Below are 19,124 nucleotides of genomic sequence, written 5' to 3'. Positions count from 1 at the left end.
GGCGGGGGCGGGCCGGCCGGCCCGCCCCGTCACTCGCCCGCGTCCGTCGCCAGGTCCAGTGCCGCGGCCCGTACGTCGGGCTGCTCGTGGCGGCGTACGGCGCGCAGTAGTTCGCGCCACGGCTCCGGCCAGCCGCCCGACGGGTTGACCGCCGCGGCCAGCGTCACGGCCAGCAGTCCCGTCGCCGTACCGCCCTCGTCGGCGAGTTCGCGAGCCACGGGCAGCACGCGCTCCCGTGTCTCGGCGGGGCGGTGGACCGCGGGAAGCGAGCGGCGCAGCTCTCCGGCCGTGCGCCAGGCCAGGCCCGGCCGGTCCGTGTGCAGGCCCGCGATGCCGCGCATCTGGCGGCCGAGGGTCTCCGCGTCGTTCTCCAGGGTCACCGCGGAGCAGAGCAGCCGGGCGGCGACCGGCACGAACTCCTCGTATCCGGCGAGGAGTACGCCGGTACGGCCCGCGTGGCGGCGGGCGAGAGGCCGCCGTCGGGCCTGCTCGCCGAGGGTGAGCGCGATGTACTCGACCCGCCGCCGCGCCGGGCGGTCGCGGTCCGCGCTCGCGTCGGGGGTGTCGGGCGCGGAGTCCGCGGCGATGAGCCCGGACAGCACCTGTTCGAGGGTGCGGCAGGTGCCGGGGAGGGTGATGACCAGTTCGACGAGGCCCTCGGCGGCCTGCCGCCACGTGCCGCGGTTGCCGAGGTCGGTGACGGCCGAGGAGAGCACGGCCGGTGCGTCCGGTGCCCACAGCGCCCAGTCGGGCAGCGCGCAGTAGACGGCCTCGGTGATGCCGCGGTCGTCGTTGTGGCACAGGCCGGTGACCAGCCGCGCGTACCGCTCCCTGTGCCGCTCGGGCAGCGCGAGGGGGCGTACGCGCAGCAGCGCGTGGCGCAGCGTGGGCACTCCCTCCGCGGCGGACTCGACGATCTCCCACGCGCGGTCGTCGTCCAGCAGGCGGGGTGCGCACACGACGCAGGCCGCCTTGACGTCCGGGTGCTGGTTCGGGAACGAGTAGACGTTCAGCAGGAGTTCGGCGGCCTCGGCGAGCGGGAGGCAGCCGGCGGCCAGCCGTACCGCCGCCCTGCGCATGGTGAGCGTCGCGGAGGCGGCCGTGCTCTCGTCCGCGGAGGGTTCTCCGGGTGCCGACTCCGCCGGGACCGACTCGGCCGGATCCGCCGGGACCGACTCCGCCGGTGCCGACTCGGCCGGACCCGACTCGGCCGGTGCCGACCGGGCGGCGTCGCCCGCGGTCTCCTGCGGTTCCGCCGCCCCGGAGGATCCCCCGGCGCCGGACGGCTCACCCGCCCTGCCCTGGGTCCCCTGCTTGCCCGGCGTCCCGGGCAGCAGCAGGCGGTGCAGCACGTCCGAAAGCCGCCACGGATCGGTGTAGCGGAACGCACGGGCCAGCGCCGGGACGGCCACGCGGGCGCGCCCGTCGCGGGCGTGCTCCAGCAGCAACGCCAGTGCCTCTTCGGGCCGTTCGGTCCGCACCGTCGCGGCCAGCGCCGTGTCCGCGAGCTCGGATTCGGCCTCGACGGGGTCGTTCGCCCACAGCCGCAGTTCCCGCGCGCCCTCTCCGGGGATCTCCGCCAGCTGCCGCAGGGCCGCGCGCCGCACGTCCATCGCGTTGCCGTCGTCGTCGGCCTCCTGCGCCAGCAGCTTCGCGGCGGCGCGCTGCTGGCGGGGCAGCCAGCGCGCGGTCCACGGTCCGACGGGCGGCTGGGGCCTGCGGCTGTCCTCGCTGAGGAAGCGGCCGTAGGGCGGAGTGGCGTCCAGTACGGGGTCGAGCAGATCGGTGCGCCGCATCGTGATCGTCCGCGAGACGCTGGGCAGCAGCGCCGCGGAGCCGTCCACCGCGAGCACCCGCTCGGCCCGCTCGTCCCGCGTCGCCGGGTTCTCCAGCCACAGGTCGACGGCGGTGCGTGCGGTCGGCTCGGTGCCGAACTGCACGGCCTGCCACAGCAGTTGCTGCAACTCCGGCATTCCGACGGCACGCCTGCCGACGGCACGCGCGAGCGCGAACGTCAGCCCGTGGTCGTCGTTCTCGGCGCCGGCCTCCAGCCAGTAGCGCAACGCCTCGTGTACGGCGTGCTCCTGGCCGTGCGGCAGTCTGCGGTCGAGCCGTCCGAGGTCGGCGCCGTCGGTGTTGCCTGACAGGCGCACGATGGTGCGCAGCGCCCAGCCGGTGAGGCCCTGCCGGCCGCCGACGACGTGTTCGCGCAGCACCGAGCGGGCCAGCCGCCCGAGCGCGCCGCGGCTGTCGTGGGTGGAACCGGAGGCCCGTACCGTGTCGCCCGCCACGCGGTCGAGGTGGTCGACCGCGTCGTCGTCGAAGAGCCGCGCCGGCACGTCCGCGAGTGCGCCGAGGGCCGCGGCCCGTACGGACTCGTGCTCGTCGCGCAGCCGCGCCATGTCGGCGACGAGGGCCGTCATGACCGTGGTGTTGCCGCCGTGCCGCTCCGCTGTGTACGCGGCCTGGCGGACCAGCGGGGGCCAGGCGCACGCCCGGTCCTCGGCCGAGGGGCGCCGCGTGGCGGCGGTGATCTCCGCGTACGCGGACTCGTCGGGCAGGTGTGCCAGCGCCTCCAGCACGCCGGACCAGTGCGCTCCGCGTGCGCGCGCCTGCTGTGCCACCCGCCGCGCCTCCTCCTCGCGGCGGCTGTGCGGGAGTGCTTCGAGCACGTCCTCGTGGAGGGCCCCGTGTGCGCGTTCCTCGGCGTCGGTCACCGCGTCGTAGAACTCCGCGCGCCGCCCGGGCGGCAGTGCGTGCAGCAGCTCCGCGAAGCGCGCCGGATGCGCGCTGCACACCCGTCCCAGGTCCTCGAGCTCCGGCGGTCCGGCATCGACCAGACGCCTCAACACCGGTGCGGGCAGGCCCTGTTCGCGAAGCGGGCCGACCTGTGCGGGACGCAGCAGCAGCCGCAGGGCGCGGCCCGCGTCGGCGGCGGCGAGCGGACCGAGACGGTGTCTGAACTCCGGTGCCAGCAGGCCCGCTTCGCGGTACTGCTCCAGCAGGTCCAGTACGCGCCGCGGCCGGTCGCCCGCGGTCCGCGCGACGCCCGCACCGTACTGGCGCCACCACTGCTCGCGCAGCACGTGCGGCAGGTCCTCCAACTGCCGTCCCGCCTCGGCGAGCAGGGCGTCCGGGTGCCGCGCCGCGAGCGAACCCCAGGCCGTGACCGCGTGGAAGAGAGCGGGCAGCAGCCGGGCCACGGTCTCCGCACCGCATCCGGGCAGCAGCCGGGCGGCCTCCACGTCGCCCCAGCGGGTGCGGACGGCGTCGACGAGTCCGTCCGCGAGCTGTGTGCGCCCGCCGCGGACGATGGTGCGCGAGAGCTGGGCCCTGACCGCCGACGGGGCGTCGTGCAGCGCCACCCACAGCGCGTCGTCGCTGATTCCGGAGGAGCGCGCGGCGGCGGCGCGCTGGGCGTGGCCGCGGATGTACGGGTCGGGGTGGGCGAGCCGGGCGGAGAGATAGACGGTGGCCTGCGCGGCGCACGCGGCGATCACGGCGACTCTCCTGCCGTAGATCCCGTACTCCTCCAGGCCTTCCAGAAGCCCCGTCAGCTCGTCGCCGTCGGCGGCTCGCGCGCGTGCGGCGATCTGCCTGGTGCGCTGCGGGTACGCGAGCGGCTCGAGGATGTCGAGGAGTTCGGTGGCGGCTGCACGGGACATGGCCTGGATTCTGCCCGCTGCATGTGCGGCGAGTAAGGGTTCCTCGCAGGAATGTGCAGGACGTGAGTGTTTTGCGGCCGGTGAGTGTGCACAGGCGTCCCGCGAGGTATCCCTTCCCGCTGGACGCTGCCCGCCGGGAGCGCCGCGCTAACGTCGCTCCATGGATGAAGTGATCGTCGTCGGCGGCGGGGTGAGCGGGCTGACGACCGCCGTGCTCCTCGCCGAGCGAGGCAAGGACGTACGGGTGTGGAGCCGCGATCCCGACCGGGAGACGGCATCGGGGATCTCCGGCGGACTGTGCTGGCCGTACCGCATCGAACCGCAGGAGAAAGCGCTTGAGTGGGCGGTGCGTTCGTTCCGCCACTTCGCATGGCTCTCCGAGCAGCCGCGGCAGACCGGGGTGCGTCTGGTGCGCGGCAGGCTGGAGGGCGCCGCGTCAGGGACGGTGCCACCGGAGTGGCTTTCCCTGATCGGCTCGCCGCCGCGCACCCCGATCGCGGACATGCAGGCCTATCTCCCTTATCTGCGGGGCCGGTTGGCGGCGGCGGGCGGCCGCTGCGAGGAGCGCTCGGCCGCCTCTCTCGCGGAGGCGGCGGCCGAGGCCCCGGTGGTGGTCAACTGCACCGGGCTCGGCGCCCGCGAGCTCGCCGGGGACAGCGGAATGCGGCCCGTGCGGGGCCAGTTGGTGGTCGTGGAGAACCCGGGCATCGAGGAGTGGTACCTCTCCTCCGAGGAGGGCGCGGCCGAGACCACGTACGTACTGCCGCAGCCGTACGGCCTGCTGCTCGGCGGCACCGCCGACGACGGCGCGGAGGACACCACGCCCGATCCGGCCGTCACCCGCGCCGTCGTGGAGCGCTGCGCCCGGGTGCACCCCGGGATCGCCGGGGCCCGGATCCTCGATGTGCGGGTGGGGCTGCGGCCGTACCGTCCGCGGGTGCGGCTGGAGGCGGAGACGCTGCCGGGCGGCGCGTTGTGCGTGCACAACTACGGGCACGGGGGCGCGGGGGTCACGGTCTCCTGGGGGTGTGCGCTGGAGGCCGTACGGCTGCTGGACGCCGAAGGGCTCGGCTGACGAGCCCGCGTACGACGCCGGATGCCGCGCGTATGACATTCGGATGTAGATCCATACCAATCCGATCCCGGTGCCCGGCCGAGTACATACCCTTCACCTCGACCGCACATCTCGTCGATCACGCATCTCGACGTTGTCGCAAAGGAGTTGGAGGACTCGTGCGTCAAAGACTCATCGTTACGGGCGCGATGGTGACCGCCCTCGCGCTCACTGCCGCCCCCGCGTCGGCGGCCGGTGCCGGCCCCGAGCCGGGCGCTCCGGGGGCCGGGGACTCCTACTACCCGGACTACGGCAACGGCGGCTACGACGTCTCCCACTACGACCTGGGGCTGAAGTACCAGCCGAAGACGGACGAGTTGAACGGCACGGCCACCGTACTGGCCAAGGCCACGCAGGACCTCAGCCGCTTCAACCTCGACTTCGCGCTCGACGTGAAGGAGGTGCGGGTCGACGGCCGCAAGGCGAAGACCGCCGTCTCCGGGGCCCACGAACTGGAGGTCACACCCGCCGAACCCCTCAAGAAGGGCGCGCACTTCAGCGTGGTGGTGCGCTACTCCGGCGTCCCCTCCAAGGTCGAGGTGGACGGCTTCACCTCCTGGCAGCGCACCCCCGACGGAGCGGTCGCGGCCAACGAGCCGGAGTCGGCGTGGTGGTGGTTCCCGAGCAACGACCACCCCAGCGACAAGGCGACGTACGACATCAGCGTCACCGTGCCCAAGGGCTACAAGACGGTCAGCAACGGCGACCAGCTCGCGCACGACCCCGCGGCGAACGGCTGGGTCCGCGACTCATGGCGTTCCCGCCAGCCGCAGGCCACCTACCTCGCGACGCTGGCAGTCGGGAAGTTCGACGTCACCAAGGGCCGTACCGACAGCGGCATCCCCGTCTTCAACGCGTACAGCAAGAGCCTCGGCGAGAAGGACGGCGCCGCGCGCGCGAGCGTGGAGCGCACGGCCGAGGTCATCGACTGGCTCCAGAGCGTCTTCGGCAAGTACCCGTTCGAGTCGGTCGGCGGCTACGTCCCCGACGTGGAAGCGGGCTTCGCGCTGGAGACACAGACACGGCCCTTCTACAGCCCCGCCTTCTTCGAGGACGGCTCGAACGTCTCCGTCGTCGTGCACGAGCTGGCGCACCAGTGGTACGGGGACAGCGTCTCGGTGCGCGAGTGGCGTGACATCTGGCTGAACGAAGGCTTCGCGTCGTACGCCGCGTGGCTGTGGTCGGAGAAGGAGGGCGAGGGCACGGCGCAGGAGCTCGCCGACGAGGTCTACTCCTCGCACCCCGCGGACGATGGGTTCTGGAAGGTCAAGCCGGCCGACCCCGGCGCGAAGAACCAGTTCCACGACGCCGTCTACGACCGTGGCGCGCTGGCCCTCCAGGCCCTGCGGAACAAGGTCGGCGACAAGGACTTCTTCAAGATCCTCAAGAGCTGGCCCGCGAAGTACCGCGGTGGCAACGCCCACGTGCGGGACTTCGAGAAGTACGCGGAGAAGATCTCCGGCAAGCCCCTCTCCTCGCTCTTCGACACCTGGCTGCGCAAGACCTCCAAGCCCTCGAAGGCTGCGCTCGGCGGCGAGCGGAACGGCGCGGCCGGCAGCGTGCACAAGCGCCCGGAGTCCTGGAAGGAGATCCAGACCCTGCACCACGCACACCGGCGCTGAGCGGCGGCACCGGGGCCGTCGGCCGACCGGTGCGGCTCTCCGTGCTCGCGGCGCGTGCAGCGCACGAACGCGGTACGGGCCCGGAGCGGATTCCGCTCCGGGCCCGTACCGCGTTCTGCGTCCCCCGTCCCCGTCCCTGGGCCGTCCCCGGTTTCCGGGGTCCGAGGCGGTCAGGCGTTCTGCATCGGCACGGGCTTGATGAGCGCGAAGACGGCCCCCTGCGGATCCTGAACGACCGCCATCCGGCCCGCCATCATGTCGTACGGCGGCACAAGCACCGAGCCGTCCCTCCTGATCAGCGCGTCGACCGCGCTGTCGGTGTCGTCGATGGCGAAGTACGTGATCCAGTGCGAGGGCGTCCCGGGGGGCGAGTTCTCCAGGCCCTGCATGCCGCCGACCGTACGGCCGCCCACGGCGAGCCCGTTGTAGCCGGGCGCGCCCTCCATGGGCGTGGTCTCGATGCCGAGGTTGCGGTAGAAGGACTTGGCCTCGTCCAGGCCGGAGGTGTTCAACTCGCTCCACACGACGGCACCGTGCTCGCTGACGATCTGCGAGCCCTTGAAGTCCTTCGCCTGCCACAGGCCGAACACCGCGCCCGTGGGATCCTCGGCGACCGCCATCCGTCCCAGGTCCATCACGTCCACGGGCTCCACGATCATCGTGCCGCCGTTCTGGGTGACGCGATGCGCGGCGGCGTCGACGTCGTCCGTCGCCAGATACATCGTCCACGCCGGCGGCGGCGCGGCCTCCCCCTCGCCGGCCATCGTGGCCATCACGCCCGCGACGGGCTTGTCGTGCAGGGTGCAGACCGAGTATCCGCCGCTCTCCGGCGGTCCGATCTCGCCCTGCCAGCCGAAGAGATCCTTATAGAAGTCGAGGGCCGCCTGCTGGTCGGGGACCATCAGATCGACCCAGCACGGGACGCCGGGCTCGTACCTCTCAGTTACCTCGGGCATGGCTGCTCCTTGTCGGGACTCGGTGCCGGTCACTGTGCCGAGACAGCCCGTCCCGGCCGCTCCCGCCACGCCGCCTCCGGTGCCGGGGCGGCGGCGAATTCACCCGCATCCCGCCGCGTTGCGGGCACGCCCGCCGCTGCCACGGCGGGTACGGCGGTACGGCGTCCGGCTCCGGCGGTACGCCCCTCCTGCTGGCCCGCGGCCGTCAGCCCCGCGTACGTCGCAACCGCTCCTGCCCGTACCGCCTGCGGGCCTCGTACGCGATGGGCAGATACCGCAGCCGCTCCGGCAGTCTCGGCACCACGGCGCGCGCCACCCGACTCAGACGTACGAGGCGCCGCTCCTGCCGCCGCGTCCAGGGCAGGCCGATGGCTTCACGGGCGTCGGGCGGCATGAACCCGATGGTGACGAAGCGCCGGAAGCGTGTGAACGCGGGCCGCAGCACGGGCCACAGCAGCCGCAGGGGCGCGCGCACGTACCGGGGACCGCGGTCCGGCGGGGGCACCTCGGCCCCGGGTGCGATCAGTTCGTCGACGACGACGGTCCGCTCCAGCTCCTCGTACAGCACCCGCCGGTAGTACGGCCAGAACTCCTCCAGCGTCTGCGGCATGTCCCGGTCCCGCAGTCCGAGGATCCTGCCCACCTGAAGCCACTCCGCGTACAGCCGCCGCTCCTCGGCACCGGTGTAGGGGCGGCGGCCGAGATAGCGCTGCGCGTGCCGGTAGACGGGGAAGCCCGTGGCGTGCACCCAGGCGTAGTTGGCGGGGGCCAGGGCGTGGTATCCGCGGCCGTGCGCGTCGACCCCCTGGATCACCCGGTGCAGGCGCCGCAGCCGCCGTCCTTCACGCGCCGCGTCCGCGCCGCCGTACACCCACAGCTGCACGCTCTCAAGCGAGCGCACGGCACGGCCCCACGGGTCGGTGCGGAAGACCGAGTACTCGTCGACGCCCGCGCCGACGGCGGGATGCGCGACCTGCATCGTCAGGGCGGCCGGGAGCGTCAGCAGCATCCGCGCCTCGCCCGCGAGGTCCCACAGCATGCCGCCGGGAGGCGGCGGTTGGGGCTCCGGCTCCTCCTCGGCGACGTGGCGCACGTGCCCGTCGCGGGCCGCACCGGCCCCGTTTCCTCCTCCGTGGCCGTCTCCGTGGCCGTCTCCGCGCTCGCCCTCGTACCCGTCGTCGGTGCCGTCGCGGCGGCCCCCGCTGCTCGTACTGCTCACGCCGTTCATGATGCTCCCGGCGGACCGCCGCTGCCCGTCCGCATGGCCACTCCGCCCGCCGCCGGCCGCCTCCACCCGCCGGTTCTTTCCCGGCATTGCGCCACCGTCCGGCCGATTCGGCCACCGAATCGGACAGCCCCGTGCTTTGGCGTACGAGAGCGCCCGGCAACGTCACGCGGAACATGACAAGCCCTTCCCACGGGCGGCTTCCATGGCCAGACTGAGCACGACGGAACCGGCCGCTACGCTTCGGCAGGGCATGCAGCGTGCGGGCGTTTTCGTGCATTCGAACGGAATACGACAGGAACGGCACCACGTGCGGCGGCGGTCCCGGGGGTCTCCACGGTCCGCGGCGGCACGGAAGAGGTCCAACGGGGCGTCACATGCGGGAGTTTCGGCCACTGGAGCCCGTCCTGCGCACTCCGGGGATCCGAACGGCCGGACGTAGGTGAGCGATTGATCAAATGTTTTCGACCTGCGGCTTTAAATGATCGCCGACTCCCCTATATTGGTGCGGCGCTGATCGGACTGTCGCGGCTCATGCCCTCCCTGCCCGGACCTGTCCACAAGGACCCTGATTGATGACCCCCGAGACCTCCTCACCGCCCAAACGCTCCGCCAGCGGCGCCCCGGCTCCCGGCGCCGAGCAGCCGCCGGAGAAGCCGAGAGCGGGCACGGGCACCGCTCTCGCTCTGCTCATAGCGGTGCTCGTCACCGGCCCGGCCTGCCTGATCGCGGTCTATTCGGCGCCGCAGTCCATGCGTCCGGGCATCGCCTGGGGCAGCGGTGTGGCCGCCGTGCTGCTGAGCGTCGCGGTCGCTGTCGCCACGCGCACCATCCTCGTGGCCCGCGGGCTGCGTGCGGTGATCGAGCGGCAGAACGCCGAAGCCGACGCCGAGCGTGCGGTCGCCGCGCACTTCGCCGACGTCATCGTCCCGATCCTGGTGGAGCGGCTGCGCTCCGGCGCCTCCGCGCAGACCGCCCTCGCGGCCGTACCGACGGTCGCCAACAACACGCACCAGCGCGTACTGCACTCGCTGGCCAACGAGGTGCACCGCGGCGAGGGCATGCGCGCCGCCGCGATGGCCGCGTGCGCCAACGCCGCCGGCCGCGTGCAGGCGCTGGCCACGAGCATGGCGGCCGACCTGAGGGAGCTGGAGCACAAGTACTCGGACGAGGAAGTGCTCGGGGACCTGCTGCACTTGGACCACCGCACGGCACAGACGGGACGCCTCGCGGACTCCATCGCCGTGCTGACGGGCGCACGCACCGGGCGGCGCTGGGCCAAGCCCATCGTCATGGAGAGCATCCTGCGCGGCGCGATGGGGCGCATCAGCGGCTATCAGCGAATACGGCTGCACTCCTCGTGCGAGCTGGCCGTCGCCGGCCACGCCGCCGAGGGCGTGATGCACGCGCTCGCCGAACTCATGGACAACGCCGCGAACTTCTCGCCGCCGACGTCCGAAGTGCACGTGTACGTCGAAGAGGCCTCCGCCGGCGTCATCATCACCGTCGAGGACGGCGGACTCGTCATGGGCGAAGTCGCCCTGGAACGCGCCCAGCAGGCGGTCTCCTCCGAGTCGCTGGACCTGACGAACCTCTCCGGTACGCGGCTCGGGCTCGCCGTCGTGGGACGGCTGGCCCACAAGCACAACCTCTCGGTGTCCTTCCGGCCCTCCGCGCACGGAGGCACCGGGGTGCTGCTGATGATCCCGCAGACGCTGATCACGCAGGCGAAGCGGGAGACCGAGGGCCCGGCGCCCTCTCCGGCCCCGGCACCGGCGCCCTCACCGACCCGGTCGCCGGCACCCTCATCGGCCCGGTCCTCGGCGCCGTCCTCGGCTCCGACGCCCATCCCGTCCCAGTCCAGGGGCTCCGCCACGGACTCCGGACCGCGGCCGTCGCCCGCCGCGACCCCGGGCCCGCGGCCCTCCGAACCGCTCGGCATCACGGGCACCCCGCCGGCCGGAGGCGCCCCGGAGGGGACGAGCGGCCTGCCCCGGCGCAGGCGCCCGGACACCGCCACGACCGGCGAGGAGAAGGCAGCCCCCGCGGGCACCGCGCCGGACGTCCCGTCCGGGCCCGCCGCCGACGGACCGGCCGAGCCCTCCCCCGAGCACGCCTCGGCCACGGAGACCAGCCCCAGCGGCCTGCCCAAGCGGCGGCGCGGGCAGACGCTCGCCGCGGCCCAGCAGCGCAGCGCGTCGTCCGACAAGGACAAGGGGCCCGAGCCGGCCAGGTCGGCCGAGCAGTCGGGATCGCGGTTCGGCGCCTTCCGCCGCGCCGTGCAGGGCGGTTCGGCCGCTGCGGAGCAGAAACCCGACGACCCTGACGGCGCGTCCACTTCCGTGTCACCCTCCCCCTCCTCGTCCCGCCCGGAGGACAACAGCGAATGATCACCGACGGCAAACTCGACTGGCTGCTGGAGAGTCTGCTGCGGCGGACACCGGGGGCACGCCACGCCCTCGTGCTGTCCCGCGACGGACTCAAGTTGTGCAGCTCCTCCGACCTCGACATGGACCAGGCCGACCAGCTGGCCGCCATCTCCGCCGGCATCCAGAGCCTCTCCCACGGCGCGTCCGTGGAGTTCGGCAACGGCAGCGGAGGCGTGCGCCAGGCGATGGCCGAGTTCTACGGCGGCATCCTCTTCGTCGTCGAGGCCGGCTCCGGAGCCCATCTCGCCGTCGTGGCGACGGAGGACTCGGACGTCGGCCTCATCGGTCACAACATGAACGAGCTCGTCGAGCAGCTGAGCGAGTACCTCACCACTCCGCCCAGGCAGCAGGACGAGACCAGAGACCCCGCATGAAACGGCCGGGCCGGGACGACGACCCGGACCGTCTGTACACCGTCACGGGTGGGCGCAGCCGGTCCGGCACCGACGCCTTCGACCTGGTGACGCTGGTGGTCAGCGAGTCCGAGCCGACCCCCGGGATGCAGTCGGAGCACGCCTCCATCCTGCGGATCTGCCGGTCGCCCACGGCCGTCGTGGAGATCGCATCGGATCTCGGGCTGCCGGTGAGCATCGTGCGGATCCTGCTCGGCGACCTGCACGCAGCAGGACGGATAACCGCCAGGCATCCGCGTACGGCCACAGCCGCGGATCAACTCCCCGATCCAGAAATCCTGAAGCAGGTGCTCGTTGGACTCCGCAACCTCTGACCCGACCACCGGAACCCGCCCGCCGCTGCGCAGCACCGCCGACAACGGCCTCAAGATCGTCGTCGTCGGCGGTTTCGGTGTCGGCAAGACCACGATGGTCCGCTCCGTCAGCGACATCCGCCCGCTCAACACGGAGGAGACGATGACGCGGGCGGGCGAGGGCGTCGACGACGCCGACGACGTGCCCACCAAGACCACCACCACGATCGCCTTCGACTTCGGACGCATCAGCCTCGACGAGCGCACGGTGCTCTATCTGTTCGGGGCGCCCGGCCAGGAGCGCTTCTGGTTCCTGTGGGACCGGCTCTTCACGGGCACGCTCGGCGCGGTCGTACTCGTGGACACCCGCAGACTCACCGACTCCTGGTACGCCATCGACCGCCTCGAACACCACGGCATGCCGTTCATCGTGGCCCGTAACGACTTCGGCGGACCCGAGCACTCCGCCGACGACGTGCGCGAGGCGCTCGACCTGCCCGACAGCATCCCGCTGATCGACTGCGACGCCCGCTCCCGTGAGTCCAGCAAGGAAGTGCTGATCACGCTCGTCAACCACCTGTACACCCTGTCCTCCGCCCGGGAGAGCGCTAAGTGACCGACCCACGCCCGCTGTCAGCCTTCGACGACGAGTTCCGCGAGCACGGCGGCGAGCACAGCGACGAGCAGGACACCGCCCAGGACACCGCCCAGGACGCCGCGCGCGACGGCGAGTACGACGGCGGAGGCGGGCCCGGAAGCGGCGGCGAGGAGGGCGGCGAAGACGGCGGGAAGGACGACCCGGACGAAGCGCGGACGGCCGCACCGTCGTACGGCTGCCCCGTGCACCCCGACGCCGTCGCGATGTTCGGGCCCGGCTTCATCTCTGGGGACCGCGGGCGGCTCTACCGCGAGATGCGCGAGGAGCACGGGCCGGTCGCTCCGGTGACGCTGATCGGCGACGTACCGGCGTGGCTGGTGCTGGGCTACCGCGAACTGCACCAGATCACCGCCAACCCCGAGCTGTACACGCGGGATTCGTCGGTGTGGAACATGTGGGACCGGATTCCGCAGGACTGGCCGCTGATGCCGATGGTGGGCCGCCAGCCCTCGATCCTCTACGAGGTGGGGGAACGCCACGAGCGCCGCTCCGCCCTCGTCGGCGACGCGCTGCGCGGAGTGGACCCGTTCGAGCTGCGCCAGCACTCCGAACAGCACGCGGACGAGCTGATCGACGCCTTCTGCTCACGCGGCGAGGGCGATCTGGTCGGCCAGTACGCCATGCAGCTCCCCGCCCTGGTGCTGGCGCGCATCTTCGGCTTCACCGACGACGACGGCTCCCGGCTCGTGCCGAGCATCAACGCGGTCGCCGACGGCGCCGAGGGCGCGCTGGAGGGCAGACAGCACCTCCAGCAGGCGATGGGCTCGCTGCTGCGCTCCCGTGCCATCGCGCCCGCCGGGGACGTCGCCACGCGGATGCAGACCCATCCCAACTCGGGCGAGTTCTCCTCCGAGGAGATCCTCGAGGACATGATGGTCAACATCGTCTCGGGCCATCAGCCGACGGCCGACTGGATCAGCAACTCGCTGCGCCTGATGCTCACCGACGACCGCTTCGCCGCCTCCCTCGCCGGCGGGCGGGCCAGCGTCGGCGAGGCCATGAACGAGGTGCTGTGGGAGGAGACCCCGACGCAGAACATCGCCGGGCGCTGGGCCACGCGCGACGCACAGCTCGGCGGCCGCCGCGTCCAGGGCGGCGATCTGCTCGTCCTCAGCTTCGCCGCCGCCAACGCCGACCCCCAGATCCGCCCGGACCAGCACTCCTTCACCGGGGGCAACAGCGCCTTCTTCTCCTTCGGGCACGGCTCGCACCGCTGCCCGTACCCGGCGCAGGAGATCGCCGAGGGCGTCGCGCGTACGGGCATCGAGGTGCTGCTCGACCGGCTGCCGGACGTCGATCTGGCCGTCGGCGAGGAGGAGTTGGTGTGGCGCCCCTCCCCCTTCCTGCGCGGTCTGGAGTCGCTGCCCGTCACCTTCACGCCGACCTCCGCGGTGGGCGGCAGGCGGTGACGTCGTGGCCCCGGCGGCATGCCGGGGCCTGCCGCTCCCTCGCAGGAGCCGCAACTGTCAGCCTCCGGGCGGCCGTTCAGCGGTCGTACGGTCCGCGACGGCACGGTCGGCGGCCGCGCGGTCGGCGGTCGTACCTTCGGCAGCGGTACGGTCCGCAGCCGTACAACCCGCAGTCGTACGGTCCGGGGCCGTACCGTCAACGGGCGTGCCCCCGGCGGCGGTTGCGCCGCCCGTGTCCTCGGCGGGAGCGCGCCCGCCTGCCGCGTACAGCTCCTCGACGAGCTGCCCGTACTTCTCCCGTACGACCGACCGCCGCACCTTCAGCGAGGGCGTCAACTCGCCCGTCTCCGGGCCCCATTCGGCACCGAGGAGCCGGTAGCGCTTGATCTGCTCCGTGCGGTTCAGGCGGGCGTTGGCCGCCGCCACCGCGCGGTCGGTCTCGGCGAGGACCGCGGGATGCGCGGCCAGCCGCGCCGGGGCCGCGCCGCCCGCGTCGACGCCGTTCGCGACCGCCCACCCAAGAGCCGTCTCCGCGTCCAGCACCAGCAGGGCGACGAGATACGACCGGCCGTCGCCGTGCACGTACGCCTGCCCGACGAGCGGGTGCTCCTTGAGCGTGTTCTCGACCAGGGCGGGCGAGATGTTCACGCCCGTCGAGGTCACGATCATCTCCTTCTTGCGGTCGGCGACCCACAGGAACCCGTCCTCGTCGGTCCACCCGAGGTCGCCCGTGGCGAACCAGCCCTCGTCGTCGACCGCGGGCTCGACCGTGCCGTCCGCGCCGAGATACCCCTCGAAGACGGTGGGACCGCGCACCTCGATCTCGCCGTCCCCGGCCGTACGCACCTCGACGCCCTGTATGGGCCTGCCGACGGAGCCGAGCCGGAAGGCACCGGGACCGTTGGCGGTGGCCGCGCCCACCGTCTCCGTGAGACCCCACGCGTCCATGATCACGATCCCGAACCCGGCCCAGAACCGGACCACTTCCTGCGGCATGGGTGCCGATGCGCTTCCCGTCCAGACCAGCCGGTCGAAGCCGGCCGGCGCCAGCAGCGGCTGTAGGACCTCACGCCGGACGCGCTCGTACGCGGAGGCGAGGGCCGGTTCGGGCTCCTCCCCCCGCTCGCGCCGGCTGATGTACTCGCGGGCGATGTCCCCGGCGTCGTCGACGGCGCGGCGCTGCTCCTCGGGAAGCCGGGAGAGCGCGGCCCGCAGGGTCGCGGCGAGCTTCTCCCACACGCGCGGCACCCCGAAGAACTGCGCCGGGTGCAACTCCTCGGCCGTCGCGGCCACTTGGCCCGGGTCGGCGCACAGATGGACGTGTGAGGCACGGTAGACGGGCAGATAGATGCCGAGCATCCGCTCCGCGATGTGCGCGAAGGGCAGGTAGCAGATGTGCTCGACGTGGTCGGGCAGTTCGACGACCGCGTCCAGTGCGATCGCGTTGAGCACGACGTTGCGGTGCGAGACGACGACCCCCTTCGGGTCGCCGGTGGTGCCCGAGGTGTAGACGACGGTCACCGGGTCACCGGCCCGCACGGCACGCCACGTGCTTTCGAACTGCGCCTGGTCATACGGGCGTTCAAGCCATGACCAGGGCAGGTGTCCCGCCGCTTCGGACTCCGGCCCGGCCACCACGAGGCGCTCCACGAGCGGTTCCCACAGCGCCACCCCGGCCGCTCCCTCGACCACGGCGAGCCGTGCGCGGCTGTGCCGCACGATGTGGGCCACCTGCTCCGGCGCGGCGGTGCCGTAGACGGAGACGGGCACCGCGCCGAGATGCATGAGCGCGAGATCGGTCAGCCAGTGCTCGGGGCGGTTGCCCATCATCATCAGTACGTGGTCGCCGCGGCCCGCGCCGAGGGCGGCGAGTCCGGCGGCGAGCCGGGCCACGCGCTCACGCACCTCCGCCCATGTCAGCGTGGTCCAGCGGGGGCCGGCGCCGTCGCGGTTCTCCCGCCACGACAGTGCGGGCAGGTCTCCGTGGTCCTCGGCGTTGCGCAGCAGCAGGGCCTGAACGGTCAGCCGGCCCGGGTCGGTTCCGGGAAGTCGAAGGGTCGTGGGGGTCGTGGTCAAGGCGGCCTCCTGGGTGCGTGCACGGGCCGTACCGGTCATGGGCCGGCGGGCGGCCCCGCGGCAGGAGGCCCCGCACGGGAGTCCCCTCCGGGGGCATTGCAGTACATGCCCGGTGAGACAGCAATACTGTTGAACGTAGTTCGACCGGACGGTGTCAGGAGAATCGCGCATGGAGCAGCAGCAGCCGAACGGCCAGGGCGGCATGGAGAGCCTGACCGTGGACGAGCTCGCCGCGCGGGCGGGCGTCACGGTCCGTACGATCCGCTTCTACAGCACCCGCGGTCTGCTGCCGCCGCCCGCCATCGGGCCCCGCAGGGTCGGCCGCTACGGCCCGGCACATCTCTCGCGGCTGGCCCTGATCGAGGAGCTTCAGAACCAGGGCATGACGCTGGCGGCGATCGAGCGCTATCTGCGCCGCCTGCCGGAGGACACCGATCCGCACGATCTGGCCATCCACCGCGCCATGGTCGCCTCCTGGATGCCCGACACCGTCGACGAGGCGGGACGCGAGGAGATGGAGCGCCGGGTGGGCCGCGAGCTGACCGGCGACGATCTGGAGCGGCTCACGGCGATGGGCGTGCTGGAGTCCACCGGCGACCCCGCCCGTTTCCTGGTCGATCCGGCGCTGCTGCACCTGGGGGTGCGGCTGCTGGACGTACCGCTGTCGCAGAAGACGATCATCGCGGCGCGGGAGGCGATGCTGGAGCACGCGCGGGCTGCGGCGCGTGAGTTGAGCCGTCTCTTCAAGGACGAGGTGTGGGAGCCGTACCGGGCGCGTGAGGCGGATCCGGATCAGGTGGAGCGGATGAAGTCGCTGTCGGCCCACATGCAGCCGATGGTGGTGCAGGCCCTGATGACCGCCTTCCAGCGGTCGTTGAAGGAGGAGCTGCGGGGCGCGTTCTCCGAGGAGCGCGCCCCGCGCTCCTCCGCCGCCGGTGACGGGTCCGGCAGCGGCGACGGCGACGGCGACGAGGGCGAAGGCGTCAGTCCTTGAAGACCTCGCCCTTGGCGGCCTTCTCCGCGAGCAGCTCCGGCACGTCGAAGCGGTCGCCGTAGCGCTCCTTCAACTCGCGGGCGCGGGCGACGAATCCGCCCGTACCGCCCTCGTAGCCGTTGATGTACTGGATCACGCCGCCCGTCCAGGGCGGGAAGCCGATGCCCATGATGGAGCCGATGTTGGCGTCGGCGACGGAGGTCAGCACGCCCTCCTCGAAGAGGCGCACGGTGTCCAGCGCCTCGGCGAAGAGCATTCGCTCCTTCATGTCCTCGAAGGGGATGCCGGGTTCGCCGGAGGCACCCTCCTTCGTGAAGTGCTCGCGCAGGCCCGGCCAGAGACCGGCGCGCGTGCCGTCCTCGGCGTAGTCGTAGAAGCCCGCGCCGCCGCTGCGTCCCGTGCGTCCGAACTCGTCGACCATCCTGTCGATGACGGCGTCCGCCGGGTGCGGCTGCCACTCGACGCCCTCGGCCTCCAGTCCGCGCCGGGTCTCCTCGCGGATCTTGCGGGGCAGGGTGAGGGTCAGCTCGTCCATGAGGGAGAGCACCTTCGCCGGGTAACCGGCCTGCGCGGCGGCCTGTTCGACGGTCGCGGGCTCCACGCCCTCGCCGACGAGGGCGACGCCCTCGTTGATGAAGTGGCCGATGACGCGGGAGGTGAAGAAGCCGCGGGAGTCGTTGACGACGATCGGCGTCTTCTTGATCTGCTGCACCAGGTCGAAGGCGCGTGCCAGCGCCTCCTCCCCCGTCGCACGGCCCTTGATGATCTCCACCAGCGGCATCTTGTCGACGGGTGAGAAGAAGTGCAGCCCGATGAAGTCGCCCTGGCGCTCGACGCCTTCGGCGAGGGCGGTGATGGGCAGCGTGGAGGTGTTGGAGCACAGCAGGGCGTCCGGTTCGACGATGTCCTGGATCTCCTGGAAGACCTTGTGCTTGAGCGCCGGGTCCTCGAATACGGCCTCGATGACGGCGTCGCAGCCCGCGACCGCCTGCGGGTCGGCGGTGGGAGTGATGCGGGCGAGCAGCTCGTCGCGCTTGGCCTCGGTCGTACGGCCGCGCTTGAGCGCCTTCTCCAGCAGGCCCTCGGAGTAGGCCTTGCCCTTGTCGGCGGCCTCCTGCGAAACGTCCTTCAGCACGACGTCGATGCCGGCCTTCGCGCACGAGTAGGCGATGCCCGCGCCCATCATGCCGGCGCCGAGGACCGCGACCTTCCGCACGGGCCGCGACTCGATGCCCTTGGGGCGGCTGCGGCCCGCGTTGACGGCCTGCATGTCGAAGAAGAACGCCTGGATCATGTTCTTCGAGATCTGCCCGGTGACCAGCTCGACGAAGTAGCGGGCCTCGATGACCTGGGCGAGCTCGAAGTCGACCTGCGAGCCCTCGACGGCCGCGGCGAGGATGTTGTGCTGGGCGGGGTAGGGGGCGCCGCCGGTCTGCTTCTTCAAGTTGGCGGGGAACGCGGGGAGGTTGGCGGCGAACTTCGGGTTCGAGGGTGTGCCGCCGGGGATCTTGTAGCCCTTGACGTCCCAGGGCTGCGCCGACTCCGGGTGGGCGTCGATGAACGCGCGGGCGGCGGCCAGCATCGCCTCCTCGCTGTCCACCACCTCGTGTACGAGGCCCTTCTCCTTGGCCTTCGCGGGGAAGTACTGCTGGCCCTGGAGCAGTACGTTCAGCAGCGCGTCGGCGATGCCCAGGAGGCGGACCGTGCGGGTCACGCCGCCGCCCGCCGGCAGCAGTCCGAGGGTGGCTTCGGGACAGCCGATCTTGGAGCCCTTCGCGTCGAGGGCCACTCGGTGGTGGCAGGCGAGCGCGATCTCGAGACCGCCGCCGAGCGCCGCGCCGTTGATCGCGGCGACGACGGGCTTGCCCAGGGTCTCGATGCGGCGCAGGTCGCGCTTGATCTGCATGCTTCCCTCGAAGACGTCCTGGGCGTCCTCGGGGCGTGCGCGGATGAGGTCGTTGAGGTCGCCGCCGGCGAAGAAGGTCTTCTTGGCGGAGGTGAAGACGACGCCGCGGACGTTGCCCGCCTCGTTCTCCCGCTCCAGCCGGTCGGCGATGACGCCGAGCGACTCCTTGAAGGCGGCGTTCATCGTGTTGGCGGACTGGTCCGGGTCGTCCAGTACGAGGGTGACGACGCCGGTGTCGTCCTGTTCCCAGCGGATGGTCGTGGACTCTGGCATGTGGGTGTTCTCCGTACGTACGTGAGGCGGGGGGCGGTGGCACGAGCGGCGTGGCCCGTACGGGACCGGCACTGAACGGCCGGTCCCGCGC

At 72.3% G+C, this 19,124-nt stretch carries 13 protein-coding genes; 8 read left to right on the top strand and 5 right to left on the bottom strand.

Going from position 1 to position 19,124, the window contains the following annotated elements; all coding sequences use genetic code 11:
* Positions 1 to 29 precede the first annotated feature (29 nt).
* On the bottom strand, positions 30 to 3,665 hold the full coding sequence (locus tag HCC61_RS09970) for a hypothetical protein (protein ID WP_169134932.1): 3,636 nt from the start codon (positions 3,663 to 3,665) through the stop codon (positions 30 to 32).
* 160 nt (positions 3,666 to 3,825) lie between these two features.
* Here HCC61_RS09970 and HCC61_RS09965 point away from each other — a divergent pair, with 160 nt between their 5' ends.
* Positions 3,826 to 4,740 (top strand): FAD-dependent oxidoreductase, encoded by a 915-nt coding sequence (locus tag HCC61_RS09965; protein WP_169134931.1) that lies wholly within the window; start codon positions 3,826 to 3,828, stop codon positions 4,738 to 4,740.
* 158 nt (positions 4,741 to 4,898) lie between these two features.
* Positions 4,899 to 6,401 carry a M1 family metallopeptidase gene (locus HCC61_RS09960; protein WP_169134930.1) on the top strand — a complete coding sequence of 501 codons (1,503 nt, stop codon included), beginning with the start codon at positions 4,899 to 4,901 and terminating at the stop codon, positions 6,399 to 6,401.
* 170 nt (positions 6,402 to 6,571) lie between these two features.
* Here the strand turns inward: HCC61_RS09960 and HCC61_RS09955 are convergent, their stop codons facing one another.
* Complete coding sequence (locus tag HCC61_RS09955; protein ID WP_169134929.1) at positions 6,572 to 7,357, bottom strand: VOC family protein; 786 nt, start codon at positions 7,355 to 7,357, stop codon at positions 6,572 to 6,574.
* A gap of 205 nt (positions 7,358 to 7,562) precedes the next feature.
* On the bottom strand, positions 7,563 to 8,396 hold the full coding sequence (locus HCC61_RS09950) for an oxygenase MpaB family protein (RefSeq protein WP_169135235.1): 834 nt from the start codon (positions 8,394 to 8,396) through the stop codon (positions 7,563 to 7,565).
* Between the two features lie 761 nt (positions 8,397 to 9,157).
* Here HCC61_RS09950 and HCC61_RS09945 point away from each other — a divergent pair.
* The 5 genes from HCC61_RS09945 to HCC61_RS09925 all read left to right on the top strand — a co-directional run bounded on the left by HCC61_RS09945 (position 9,158) and on the right by HCC61_RS09925 (position 13,784).
* Positions 9,158 to 10,972: an ATP-binding protein gene (locus HCC61_RS09945; protein WP_169134928.1), complete on the top strand. Its 1,815-nt coding sequence runs from the start codon at positions 9,158 to 9,160 to the stop codon at positions 10,970 to 10,972.
* The gene (locus HCC61_RS09940) at positions 10,969 to 11,385 is read left to right on the top strand and encodes a roadblock/LC7 domain-containing protein (RefSeq protein ID WP_169134927.1); all 417 of its coding nucleotides are present in this window, start codon (positions 10,969 to 10,971) and stop codon (positions 11,383 to 11,385) included. The genes HCC61_RS09945 and HCC61_RS09940 overlap by 4 nt, the downstream gene beginning before the upstream one ends.
* Positions 11,382 to 11,738 carry a DUF742 domain-containing protein gene (locus tag HCC61_RS09935; RefSeq protein WP_169134926.1) on the top strand — a complete coding sequence of 119 codons (357 nt, stop codon included), beginning with the start codon at positions 11,382 to 11,384 and terminating at the stop codon, positions 11,736 to 11,738. The genes HCC61_RS09940 and HCC61_RS09935 overlap by 4 nt, the downstream gene beginning before the upstream one ends.
* Positions 11,719 to 12,333 carry an ATP/GTP-binding protein gene (locus HCC61_RS09930; RefSeq protein WP_169134925.1) on the top strand — a complete coding sequence of 205 codons (615 nt, stop codon included), beginning with the start codon at positions 11,719 to 11,721 and terminating at the stop codon, positions 12,331 to 12,333. The genes HCC61_RS09935 and HCC61_RS09930 overlap by 20 nt, the downstream gene beginning before the upstream one ends.
* Positions 12,334 to 12,578: 245 nt before the next feature.
* Positions 12,579 to 13,784, top strand: a complete 1,206-nt coding sequence (locus HCC61_RS09925; protein WP_206322340.1) for a cytochrome P450 — start codon at positions 12,579 to 12,581, stop codon at positions 13,782 to 13,784.
* Between the two features lie 57 nt (positions 13,785 to 13,841).
* On the opposite strand, the gene HCC61_RS09920 is transcribed toward HCC61_RS09925, so the two are convergent.
* Positions 13,842 to 15,860: an AMP-dependent synthetase/ligase gene (locus HCC61_RS09920; RefSeq protein ID WP_240968741.1), complete on the bottom strand. Its 2,019-nt coding sequence runs from the start codon at positions 15,858 to 15,860 to the stop codon at positions 13,842 to 13,844.
* 169 nt (positions 15,861 to 16,029) lie between these two features.
* On the opposite strand from HCC61_RS09920, the gene HCC61_RS09915 reads away from it, so the two are divergent.
* Positions 16,030 to 16,854, top strand: a complete 825-nt coding sequence (locus HCC61_RS09915; RefSeq protein ID WP_206322294.1) for a MerR family transcriptional regulator — start codon at positions 16,030 to 16,032, stop codon at positions 16,852 to 16,854.
* Here HCC61_RS09915 and HCC61_RS09910 read toward each other — a convergent pair.
* The gene (locus tag HCC61_RS09910) at positions 16,844 to 19,033 is read right to left on the bottom strand and encodes a 3-hydroxyacyl-CoA dehydrogenase NAD-binding domain-containing protein (protein ID WP_169134923.1); all 2,190 of its coding nucleotides are present in this window, start codon (positions 19,031 to 19,033) and stop codon (positions 16,844 to 16,846) included. The two genes, HCC61_RS09915 and HCC61_RS09910, sit on opposite strands and share 11 nt — an antisense overlap.
* Positions 19,034 to 19,124: the final 91 nt, after the last annotated feature.

This window comes from Streptomyces sp. HNM0575 (assembly GCF_012726265.1).
Lineage (GTDB): Bacteria > Actinomycetota > Actinomycetes > Streptomycetales > Streptomycetaceae > Streptomyces.
Note: the sequence above shows the minus strand (reverse complement) of the source record. Positions and strands in the feature narration are given on the sequence as shown.

Excerpts from the sequence above, each read along its gene's own strand:
- HCC61_RS09970 (WP_169134932.1), bottom strand. The coding sequence starts at position 3,665 with ATGTCCCGTGCAGCCGCCACCGAACTCCTCGACATCCTCGAGCCGCTC.
- HCC61_RS09965 (WP_169134931.1), top strand. The coding sequence starts at position 3,826 with ATGGATGAAGTGATCGTCGTCGGCGGCGGGGTGAGCGGGCTGACGACC.
- HCC61_RS09955 (WP_169134929.1), bottom strand. The coding sequence starts at position 7,357 with ATGCCCGAGGTAACTGAGAGGTACGAGCCCGGCGTCCCGTGCTGGGTC.
- HCC61_RS09950 (WP_169135235.1), bottom strand. The coding sequence starts at position 8,396 with ATGCTGTGGGACCTCGCGGGCGAGGCGCGGATGCTGCTGACGCTCCCG.
- HCC61_RS09945 (WP_169134928.1), top strand. The coding sequence starts at position 9,158 with ATGACCCCCGAGACCTCCTCACCGCCCAAACGCTCCGCCAGCGGCGCC.
- HCC61_RS09940 (WP_169134927.1), top strand. The coding sequence starts at position 10,969 with ATGATCACCGACGGCAAACTCGACTGGCTGCTGGAGAGTCTGCTGCGG.
- HCC61_RS09935 (WP_169134926.1), top strand. The coding sequence starts at position 11,382 with ATGAAACGGCCGGGCCGGGACGACGACCCGGACCGTCTGTACACCGTC.
- HCC61_RS09925 (WP_206322340.1), top strand. The coding sequence starts at position 12,579 with ATGTTCGGGCCCGGCTTCATCTCTGGGGACCGCGGGCGGCTCTACCGC.
- HCC61_RS09915 (WP_206322294.1), top strand. The coding sequence starts at position 16,030 with ATGGAGCAGCAGCAGCCGAACGGCCAGGGCGGCATGGAGAGCCTGACC.
- HCC61_RS09910 (WP_169134923.1), bottom strand. The coding sequence starts at position 19,033 with ATGCCAGAGTCCACGACCATCCGCTGGGAACAGGACGACACCGGCGTC.